Annotated in this window: 7 protein-coding genes; 5 read left to right on the top strand and 2 right to left on the bottom strand. The window is 70.4% G+C overall.

Features of this window, described 5'->3' with window-relative positions:
* The coding region (locus O3Q52_RS39880) for an N-6 DNA methylase (protein WP_269653454.1) at positions 1-1,610 on the bottom strand (1,610 nt) is incomplete at its 3' end.
* Positions 1,611-1,953: 343 nt separating this feature from the next.
* On the opposite strand from O3Q52_RS39880, the gene O3Q52_RS39875 reads away from it, so the two are divergent.
* The 5 genes from O3Q52_RS39875 to O3Q52_RS39855 all read left to right on the top strand — a co-directional run bounded on the left by O3Q52_RS39875 (position 1,954) and on the right by O3Q52_RS39855 (position 9,901).
* Positions 1,954-4,419 carry an AAA family ATPase gene (locus tag O3Q52_RS39875; protein ID WP_269653453.1) on the top strand — a complete coding sequence of 822 codons (2,466 nt, stop codon included), beginning with the start codon at positions 1,954-1,956 and terminating at the stop codon, positions 4,417-4,419.
* Positions 4,419-4,787, top strand: a complete 369-nt coding sequence (locus O3Q52_RS39870; protein ID WP_269653452.1) for a hypothetical protein — start codon at positions 4,419-4,421, stop codon at positions 4,785-4,787. The genes O3Q52_RS39875 and O3Q52_RS39870 overlap by 1 nt, the downstream gene beginning before the upstream one ends.
* 100 nt (positions 4,788-4,887) lie before the next feature.
* On the top strand, positions 4,888-8,265 hold the full coding sequence (locus O3Q52_RS39865; RefSeq protein ID WP_269653451.1) for an AAA family ATPase: 3,378 nt from the start codon (positions 4,888-4,890) through the stop codon (positions 8,263-8,265).
* Positions 8,266-8,808: 543 nt separating this feature from the next.
* Entirely contained in the window at positions 8,809-9,162 is a 354-nt protein-coding gene (locus O3Q52_RS39860) for a hypothetical protein (RefSeq protein WP_269653455.1), read from the top strand.
* Positions 9,163-9,445: 283 nt separating this feature from the next.
* Positions 9,446-9,901, top strand: coding sequence for a hypothetical protein (locus tag O3Q52_RS39855; RefSeq protein WP_269653450.1), 456 nt, complete (start codon positions 9,446-9,448; stop codon positions 9,899-9,901).
* 63 nt (positions 9,902-9,964) lie between these two features.
* On the opposite strand, the gene O3Q52_RS39850 is transcribed toward O3Q52_RS39855, so the two are convergent.
* Positions 9,965-10,090 carry a hypothetical protein gene (locus tag O3Q52_RS39850; protein ID WP_269653456.1) on the bottom strand — a complete coding sequence of 42 codons (126 nt, stop codon included), beginning with the start codon at positions 10,088-10,090 and terminating at the stop codon, positions 9,965-9,967.
* Positions 10,091-10,496 lie beyond the last annotated feature (406 nt).

Below are 10,496 nucleotides of genomic sequence, written 5' to 3'. Positions count from 1 at the left end.
GCGCCGATCCAGATCAGGCGGGCGAGCCAGACCAGTACGCCGCGCGGGTGCTCGGGGCGGCGCTTGGCCGGCACGAGGTGGAGCTGCCCGTCGGCCAGTTGGTCGTGCAGGTCGTGGGCGCGCCGGGCCAGGGCCGCGGGGTCGATGTCGGCCGCGGTCGCCCGGACATGGCGGGCCGGGGTGACGTCGACGACGTCGTCGAGGAGGTCGACGAGCGGCACCGCGCGTGCGCCGCCGGGCTCGTCGGCGTAGGTGTCGGGGGCGGTGGTGAACGCGGCCCACTGGCCGAGGACCCGCTCCGACAGCCCCGCCCAGTCGAAGGTGGCGGCGGAGGCCGAAGAGGTGGGGGCGGAGGCCGCGGAAGCGGAAGGGCCGGACCGGCGGGGGCGCGAGCCGCCGCGGGAGCCGGCACCCGCCGTCGCGGTACCGGTGGCGGACGGCATGCCCGCGGCGCTGTCCCGCTGCTCGCCCTCCCCGTCGACGAACAGCACCGCCGCACGGTCCGTGCCGCCCGGCTCGGGGCGTTGGAACACCCAGATCTGCAGGCCGATGTGGAGCGGATACGCGGCACGCGCCGGAAGGGAGACGACGGCGCGCAGGGCCCCGCCGCGGATGAGTTCCGAGCGGACGCGGCGGCCGGAGGAGCGGAAAGCCAGCGCGGGCGGCAACAGCATGACCGCGTGGCCGCCGGGCTCCAGGTGTGCGAGGGCGTGCTGCACCCACGCCAGTTCGGACTCGAAGCGCGGCGGGACGCCGTACGCCCACCTCGGGTCGTAGGCCAGCTCGTCGTGACCCCAGTCGCGGTCGCCGAACGGCGGGTTGCACAGGACGGCGTCCACGGTGACGTCGGGGAAGGCGTCGGCGCGCAGGCTGTCGCCGACGCGGATCGCCGTCTCGGCCTCGGGTGCGGCGATCAGCAGCCGGACCGCGGTGCGTTGGCCCTGGACGGGGAGCGAGTCCTGCCCGAACAGCTCCCGCGCGCCCTGCCGCGCGGCGGCGGCGAGGAGCGTGCCGCTGCCGCAGGCGGGGTCGAGGACGCGGGACACGTCGGCGGGCAGGAGCCGTGCCATGAGCCGGGCCAGGCCCTCCGGGGTCTGGTAGACGCCGCTGGCGGCGCCCTCGTCCAGTTCGCGTTCGGCGAGGACGTCGAGGGCGGCCTGGGCCCCGGCCTCACGGACGCATCCCAGCAGCGCGCGGACCGCGCCCGCGTCGTCCGGGCCGTAGTGGACCGGCTCGGCCTCGGGCACGGTGGCCGGGAGCCCGCCCGCGGCCTTCTCCGCTCGGGCGAGCAGCTGGTCGTCGGGCACGGCGGCGAGTTCGGCCAGCTCGTTGAGCGTGCGGCGGGACGCGGCAGCCACCAGGGGGAACAGCCGCGCGGCCACACCCGAGCCGGGTCCCAGCAGCCGTAGCGCCGTACGCAGCTCCTCGGTCGGCGAGGCGGCGGAGGTGTGACCGCGGCCACGCAGCCATGCCTGGACGGCCGGCAGGTCGTAGAGCGGGCTGGATTCCGTGCCTGCGCTGGGTGCCGGGAAGTCGTCGTGGCGGCGGCGCCAGTTGCTGACGGTGGCGCGTGTGACCCCCGCGATGCGGGAGATCTCGGCGGCTGTCACGTGTGCGGAGGGCGCCGGTCGGGCTGGTGGCTGCTGGGGCATGGCGTGGAGTTCCGCACCTCTCGGGCCAGTCGGACAGGGACGGTTAACACGTTACAACAGCCGTCAAGTTCGTCAAGCTGTTTGACAGTGCTTTCATGGCTATGCTTATCTGGTCACGCTTCCGGATGGAAGCATGACCGTGACTCCGCAACCTCACCGTGAAGCGTCCTGGCGCCGTACCGCGCCACGCATCCGATCTCTCCCGGTCCCTTCTCGTCGCAACGCCATACCTCGGGGCCGCCCACTCCGCGTCCATTCCGCACCGCAGTCGCCACCCACCGCACACACGGGAGGAACCCGCATGACCGTGACGGAACAGCCCCGGCAGAACGCACACCACCCCACCGACCCCGCCCGTCCGGCCCCGGCCGACCAGCCCGTGCCCGTGGCCGGTCTGGTGGAGGTCCGCCTGGCGGAGGAGGCGCTCAGCGAGCCCGTGAAGGTGCTCCTGAAGGAGGCCCTGGGCGACGGAGAGCCCCGGGGGACCTCCCCTGCCGGCCGGATCTACCTGGAGTCCGTCGCCGTCGCCCGGTTCCGTGGCATCGGACCGCGCGCCTGGCTCAAGCTCAGCCCCAGACCCGGCGTGAACCTGGTCGTGGGTCGCAACGGCTCCGGCAAGTCCAGCATCGCCGAGGGCATCGAGACAGCTTTCACCGGCGTGAACATGCGTTGGCAGGGGCAGCACGCGATGCGCAGCAGCAACTGGCGCAATCTCCACGACACCGACGGCAGGCCGGAGATCGAGGTCAAGCTCGCCGTCGAGGGCGACACCGGCCGCAGCACCCTCACCCGCACCTGGGAGGGCGACGACTTCGACGCCTCCCGGGCCGAGCTCAGGCGACCCGGGCACGGCCGCGCGCCCCTCGACCAGGCGGACTGGAAGCAGGCCCTGCGGGATTTCCGGCCCTTCCTGTCGTACGTCGACCTCGACCGCATGATCAGTGGCAAGCCCTCCGAGATGTACGACTCCATCGCCACCATCCTCGGCCTGGGGCAGCTCAGCGCCGCCGACGGCCGGCTCCGCCAGGAGGCCAAGGCGCTCGAAGACGCGGACAAGGCGGCGAAGGCGGAGCTGCCGGGCCTCAAGGAGGCGCTGTACGAGTTGGAGGACGACGAGCGCGCGGTGCGGGCACTCGTCGCCGTCGACACGGCGGGAACGCCCGACTTCGAGACTGTCGAAGCCCTCGTCGCCGGTCTGCCCGCCGACGGGGACGACGGCCTGCTCGCCGGGCTGCGCGCCGAGGCAGAGGTGCAGGGACCCGAGATGGCGCAGGTCCACGCGGCCCTGGACCGCCTGCGCAATGCTCTCGCCGATGCCGAGGACCTGCGCGGCACCGGCACCGAGGACGCCCTGCGGCGTGCGGAACTCCTCGAACGGGCTGTGGCGCACAACGACCGTCACCCCGACGCGGCCGCCTGCCCCGTGTGCGGGACCGACGGGATGCTGGACGCGGCATGGGCCGCGGACGCCATCGCCCAGATGGCCGCACTGCGGCAGGAGGCGGAGGCAGCAGCGGGCGCGCGCAGCGAACTCCGGTCGGCCGCGCGGGCCGTGCAGGACCTCGTCCACACGCCCCGACAGATCCCCGCCGCCCTGGCCGACCCGTGGCGCGCCTGGACCGCCTGCCGGACGATCAGTGATCCCGGCGAGCTCGTCAGGCGTGCCCACGAGGCCGCCGCGACCCTGGCCGATGCCTGCGCCGCGGTCAAGGAGAACGCCGTCAGGGAACTGGAGAAGCGGGACGAACGCTGGCGCGGGCTCGTCACCCGCCTGGCGGGCTGGGCGGAGAGGGCCCGTGCCGTGGAGGCGAACAAGCCCCGGCTGCGGGACATCAGGAAGGCGAGCACCTGGATCAAGGCGCTGGCCGCCGAGTTGCGGGAACAGCGGATGGAAGGCTTCGCCGACCAGTCGCAGCGCATCTGGGAGCGGCTCCGCCAGGAGAGCAACATCGACCTCAAGGCCGTGAGCCTGAAGGGCAGCGAGAAGGCCACTGTCCGCAAGCTCGTCATGGATGTCACCGTCGACGGCCAGCAGGCCTCGGCTCTCAGCGTCATGAGCCAGGGCGAGCAGCACTCCCTCGCGCTGTCCCTGTTCCTGCCTCGGGCCGCCACCGCCGACAGCCCGTTCGGCTTCATCGTCATCGACGACCCCGTGCAGTCCATGGACCCCGCCAAGGTCAACGGACTCGCCCAGGTCCTGCACGAGCTCGGCGAGCACCGACAGGTCGTCGTGTTCACCCACGACACCCGGCTCCAGCGGGCGTTCACCAGCCAGGATCTGCCCGTGACGGTGTTCGAGGTCGAGCGGGCCAAGTCGTCCAAGGTGAAGGTCAAGCCGGTGACAGACCCGGTACGGCAGGCACTCGACGACGCGCGGGCCCTCGCCAGTACCAGTGACCTGCCGTCGGCGGCACGGACCCACGTGCTGCCCAGCCTGTGCCGTATCGCCCTGGAGAACGCCTTCCTCGAAGCCGCCTGGATCCGGCATCACCGCTCCGGCGCGCCCGAGGACGAGCTGCAGGCCGCCGTCGGCAGCGCCGACAAGCTCATGAAGGTCGCGGCACTGGCCCTGTTCGGTGACGCCGGCCGGACCGGCGACGTCTACCGGGAACTGCGCACCCTTTGCGGACCGCGTGCGGTGGACCTCCTCAAGGAGTGCCAGAACGGCGCCCACGCCACGGGAGCGCAGATCGCCGACCCCCACCGCTTCGTGGACGACATCGAGATCATGGCGCAGAAGGTGCGCAAGCCGGGGGTGACTACGTGATGAGCACTCCCACCACCTCGGTCGAGGAGCTCCTGCTGACGGCAGATCAGCTGCTTGCCGCCCGTACGGGCGCCACGGCCGCCGGCCGGCACCGCGGAGCCTCCCTCGCTCTGCGGACCGCCCTGGAGCTCTCCATCGACCGCGTGCTCGACGCCGCGGTGCCAGGGCTCGCCGACACCACGATGCGGGCCAAGATGCTGTGCCTCCACTGCTACACCGCGGCGGAGACCGCTCGCCGCACCAACGCCGTCTGGTCGCACCTCTGTCTGGGATGCCACTACCACCAGTACGAGATCGGCCCCACGCACGACCAGGTTCGCGCCTGGCGGACGGAGGTCGGCGAGCTGGTCGGGACGTTGACCATCTGACTGTTTGTTACCAGCAGGTCTCTGATAGTTATTTCGACGGGGCCGGGCGTATGCCCGTCGCAGCGTCCTCCGGGGTGTTGCAAGGGGAGGGGATATGTACATGGGCACCACCACGCGCAACGAGATCATCGCCGTCGAGCAGAAGGCGGTGGACCGTGCCTACGACTGCTATGCCGCGCGGCTGGCCGAAATGACCGGGGGGTCGGTCGCCTCGGCCTCCGCGAGCGGCAAGGACAGTGTCGCCAACCGTCTCGCGGCCGAGGAGCGAGCCGCGGCGTACGGAGGCCTTGGCAACGCTTCGCTGGTCATCAGCCGCGTGGACGTGCAGGACGGCCCAGGTGGGGAGCCCGATACCTGGTACGTCGGCCGGCGTGCCGTTTCCGACGTGCAGACCCGCGATACCGTCGTCGTGGAGTGGACCAACGAGCTTGCGAAGAAGTGGCTCGACGCGCTGCCGGACGCTCCGGGGGAGGTGCTCCTGCGGCGGCGGCTGCACTGCAGGCAGCGCGTCGTCGAAGGCTATGCCGACGACATCTCCGTCACCGTCCCCGCCCGGCGGCCGACCGCGGACGACGCCGATCGGCAGTCCGCGGCGGCAGACTCCACCACCGACACACAGCGGCCTGACAAGGCGCGGCGGCCCGTCCGCACCCCCGCCGACGTCGCCCGTCTCCATCGCCAAGGGCCGCTGCAGCCCGACGACTTCCTCCTGCGTGAGCTTCAGCGCTCTCGCAGCGGCAGCATGCGGGACATCGTCGAGACCATCCGCCGTGACCAGATGGTTCTGGTCACCGGCTCGCCCTCGGACATCCTCGTGGTGCAGGGCGGCCCGGGTACCGGCAAGTCGGCGGTCGGTCTGCACCGCGTGACCTGGCTCGTCAACAACGGGCACTTCAAAGCCCAGGACGTCCTCGTCGTCGGCCCCCATCAGCGGTTCCTGGACTACGTGAGCCAGGTGCTGCCCACGCTCGGCACCCGGAACGTCAACGCCGTGCAGGTGACGCGCCTGTGGGACGGCGAGATCCTCGGCACCGACTCCCCCACGGCGCGGATGGTGAAGTCCGATGAACGCATGGCGGCCGTCCTGCGGCGGCGCGTCGAGATCGAGTGCCGTCCCGAGGCCGTCGACGAGTTCACCACCACCCCCTCCTACGAGGGGGCCAAGCCGGAGTTCACCGTGACCGTCGGCAGCACGACCCTGCGGATCCCGCGCTCCGAAATGCTTTCGCTCCTCGAAGACGTGCGCCAAGGCGACGGCTCCTACCGTGAGCGCCGCGACCGCTTCCGCGGCCTGCTCGTCGACCGCCTGCTGCGGGAACTCGTCGCCGTCGCCCCTCGCCGCAGCCGCGACGACACGATCCGCCGCGACCTGGAACGCAACCGTCAGGTCGAGCGCCTGATCGAACGTGTCTGGCCTTCGCCCGGCGCCAGGGAAGCCCTCCGCACCCTCTACGACTCGGAAGACCTCCTGCGCACCTGCGCCGAGGGCATTCTCGACGCCTCAGAGCAGGCCGCTGTGCACCGTCCTCGGGCCGACACGGCCGACGCCGACCTCTGGACGCTCGACGACCGGGTCTGCCTCGAAGAACTGCGGTATCTCATCACCGGGGAGACCCCGCAGCGGTACGGGCACATCGTGGTCGACGAGGCGCAGGACCTGACACCCATGCAGGCCCGCTCGCTGCGCCGGCGCTCCGCCGCGCAGGGCTCCATGACCATCCTCGGTGACCTCGCCCAAGCCACCGGCCCCCACACCCACACCGACTGGGACCGCCTCGGCACCCTCCTGTCCGACCACGGCGACTGGCGCGTGGCCGAGCTGAACACCAGCTACCGCGTGCCCGCCGAAATCATGGAGTTCGTCGCCCCCCTGGCCCGTACCGTCGCCCCCGCACTGCCGTTCCCGCAGGCCGTGCGCGCGGCGGGTGAGGACGCCGTACGGACGATCGTGACCGAGCCGTGGAAACTCCTCGACGACACCGTGGCCCAAGCCACCCGCCTCATCGGCACCAGCGACGGACACACCCTGCGCTCCGTGGCGGTCATCGTCCCCGACGACTCCGGCTGGCTCGACGAGATCAGCCGCCAGCTGGACCTGGCCGAGGGCATCACCGAGCAGGGACGCGAGGCGGTGTCCGTGCTGGCTGCCGCCCAGGCCAAGGGCATGGAGTACGACCATGTGCTCGTCGTCGAACCCGCCACCATCGCGGACCGCGGCCCGGCCGGACTGCGCCAGCTGTACGTCGCGCTCACCCGCAGCACCCAGAGCCTGACCGTCCTGCACACATCCCCGCTCCCGGAGGCCCTCACGAACACCGACGGCAGCAGTAACGAACAGGCACCTGCCGAAGGCGAACCAGGCATGGCAGACGCTGACGTCCCCGACATCGGTACGGACGTCCGAGTCCGCGTGACCGGCCGGGCACCCGGTGGCCGGTACAGGGTCAAGGCCCTGTCTCCCGCGATCGACGTCCCTCTGGTCCTGACCGTCCGCCACGGCTCGGTGCCCCCGCGTCCCGGCGACAAACTGGACTGCTGGGTGTTCGCCCACGAGACGAACCACTGCCTGCTCACCGCGGACCAGCGTGGCCGCCAGTCCATCTCCCCCACCATGGCGGATCGCTATGTGGCGGCGCTCGGCGTCTTCGACGACCTGACCAACGGTGACGGAACCGTTCCGGAGAACGCCCGTGATCGTCTGTCCGAGCTCAAGGGCATGGCCAACCGCGTCCTCCGCCGTGACCAGGCGGACTGGGTGGACGTGCGTCGTGTGCTCGGGTCCCCGGACAAGCACCGCCTCAGCCTCCTGCGCGACCTGGCGGCGCACACCAACCGCATGCTCAAGGACAACAACCTGGACCTGAACCGACTCCAGGCGGACCTGGCACGCGCCGACTGGGCCCAGGCCCTGCACGAAGCCCGAGAGGCGCTCCAGCGCCGGGTCGCGACGGGCGAACCCGAAACCGACGACGCACCCGCCACAACTGAGCAGCAGTCCGAGCAGAAGGAAACCGAGCCCGTGACCCCCACCGAAGACCTGCCCGCCACGCCCGCGTCAGCGCAGGGGTTTCTGAACTCGCTGGAGAGTGCGGCGACCGCCGACCGCACGTGCAGAAAGCACGAGGCGGTGCGGCATGCTCTCAAGGCCGCCCTGCTCTGGGAGGACCTGCAGCCGACCGACTCCCCGGTCGTCGACGTCAGCCGGATCGCGGACGACGGCCACTTCCTCTACGAGGTTCTCGGTGCCGGCCGCTCCACCTACGCCGACCTCCGCGCGGGAGCCACCCGCCTCCTGGAGATCAACCACACCCTGACCGCTCCTGCCGACCGCCTCTACTTGGTGCTCTCCGAACCGCCCGCCGAGGACTGGTCGGCCGACACCGTGTTGGGTGTCTTCGGGGTTCAGGTCCTGTGGCGCACCCCCGACAGTTGGGGCGGCCACGACGCGGAAACCGCCCTGGGCTCCGGAGAGGCGTAACCACTTTCGACAGAAGCGAGATTCTTCCGTGCCCGCTCGTGCGCTCCTTGGGTGCCCGAAGCGGAGCCAGAGCCCGATGGCCCGGAGAAGACCGGGCCGGAGTCCGTGCCGGATGATGCTTATCCGCTGGAGAGATTTCGGGGATCAACTCTCCGTCCGCTCACGCAAACGGCCCCGGACGAGGAGTCCGAGGCCGAATAGGAGCCCTCCCTGGGGGAGAAGCCCCAGGCCAGAGCGGTAACGCGTTGTGCCCCCGGCAGGATTCGAACCTGCGACACCCGCTTTAGGAGTTCGATCCGGGCCTGCTTCGGCTGCGACAGGCGATTGGTGGGACGGTCGGACGGAGTCGCTGGTGTACGCCCTCGTCCGGCGTCGTTGATGTCAGCCGTGGATGTCAGAAGTGTTCTGATCCGTAGCTCTTGCCGGGCCGGCCAGTGACGGCCATTCCGGCCGCTACCAGGCCCCGGAGGGACGCTACCGGACGGGGGCGATTGCGGTTGCGGTACCCGCCTGCTGTACCGCAGGATCCCAGTGGGGGTGACCATGGAACGGCATGTGCTGGAACAGCTGTTGGCCGGTGACGACGAGGTGTCCGTGGCTGCTCTGGCCGCCCTCCGCTGCGGAGCCACCTACCACGTGTGGGATACGGCGTATCCCGCAGCGCAGCATGCCGGGGTCTTTGCCATCCGACTTCGGCGCATGCGGCTGCACGGAGTCGAACCTCTTGGGCTGGAACGAATGGTGCGGCTTCTTAGAGAGCATGGCCAGCCGATGCGAGGAGGGATGATCGATTCTGTCGATCAGAGATGGACCTTCCTCTTCTACTTCACCGAAGACGGCAGCGCACTGGTGGCCTGCGCCCGCCTGCAACGGTGGGTCGAGCAATCACCGCTTTAGGAGCGAGGTTGGGCGGCTGCTGCTGTGACCTGCGCGTATCCGCAGTGCGACAAGTTCCGGCGTGCTCCCCGTCGTTGCCGCTGGCTCCCCGTGGTTCCCCGGTCGTTCTGGCACGACAGTGGCACGGTCCTGCGGTGGTGAGGCAGCCGACACTTGTCGCACCCCCCGCAGCCCCTGCCTCGGACGCACCCCGAGCGCCCTCACCCTGATAGCTGTCAGGGTCACGACGTCCCTGGTGCGGTCTACGGTTCGAGTCGTCGGTTACGACTACAGAGGAGATCACATGGGACTGAGAAAACGAGCGGCTGCGACGGTCGCGACGCTGATCGCCGCGTTCCTTCTTCCGCTGGCCGCGCAGGCACCGGCACAGGCCGCCGCCAGCGCGTGGACGCCGGGGATCTCCCCCCTGTACGACGGCGAGTGGGTGCAGCGGGACATACAAGGTGGTGACGATGCTGACAGGGCGCTCAAGATTTGCGCCTTGGCATCAGGGATCGCCTGTGTCTCGGTCGGTCAGGGCGACGGCAAGCAGAGCATCTTCCACCTGTACAGGTGCGGTACACGGTCGCTCTCGAACTTCATCGACGCGCTCTCTGTGCTCAACAACCAGACGGGCGGAGCCGAAGTCCGTTTCACGGGGCCCAACGTGGGTACGTACCGCGCCCCTGCCAACCCCAACGTCATCACCGTGTTCCCGAACGCGGCGACGTACGACTTCAACACCATGTCCGTCTGCTGAGGTCACACCGCACCGGGCACGCCGATCAGGGTGTCCGGGTCGTCGCCCCGTACGACTCCTGAGCTACTCGACGACTCTGACCCTGGTCTCCGTCGCCCCGAACGCCCACAGCGCGGCGCCGTCCTCCTTGTGGAGGCGGATGCCGCCGGTCTGGGTGCCGGCGGGGGCCGGGGCACTCGTGTGGTGCACTCTCCCACGCGATCAACGGAGCGACTTTGGCCGGGAGCTGCTTTGGGGGGGGGAGTGATCATGGCCCCGTAAGCTTCCGGCGAGTCGGGCAGTCTGTGGACCTGCCCGTTAAAGCACGACGTTGGGGCCATGATCTTCGAGGCTCCCCCCAAAGTGGCTGGCTAAAGTCGCGGAGTTGATCGCCTCAGCCCCCACGATCCCCCGACCACGGCCCGCATGCTCCAACGAAGCCCAAGCCGTCGCGCACCTGCTTGTGGAGCACAAAGCGTCTGTTGGGTCCGTGGCCGCACCTGGTGTGCGGGCCTGTGGGCAAATGCCGTCTTCCCCTCAGTAGCTGTTGTCTTTTCGGACTTGAGGACTGCGTTTCCGCTGGTCGGGCGTAGGGTCGGCGATTCCGTGGGAGTTG

Origin of the sequence: Streptomyces sp. ActVer (genome assembly GCF_027270795.1) — a bacterium.
GTDB lineage: Bacteria > Actinomycetota > Actinomycetes > Streptomycetales > Streptomycetaceae > Streptomyces > Streptomyces umbrinus_A.
This window is presented reverse-complemented; position numbering and strand designations above follow the sequence as displayed.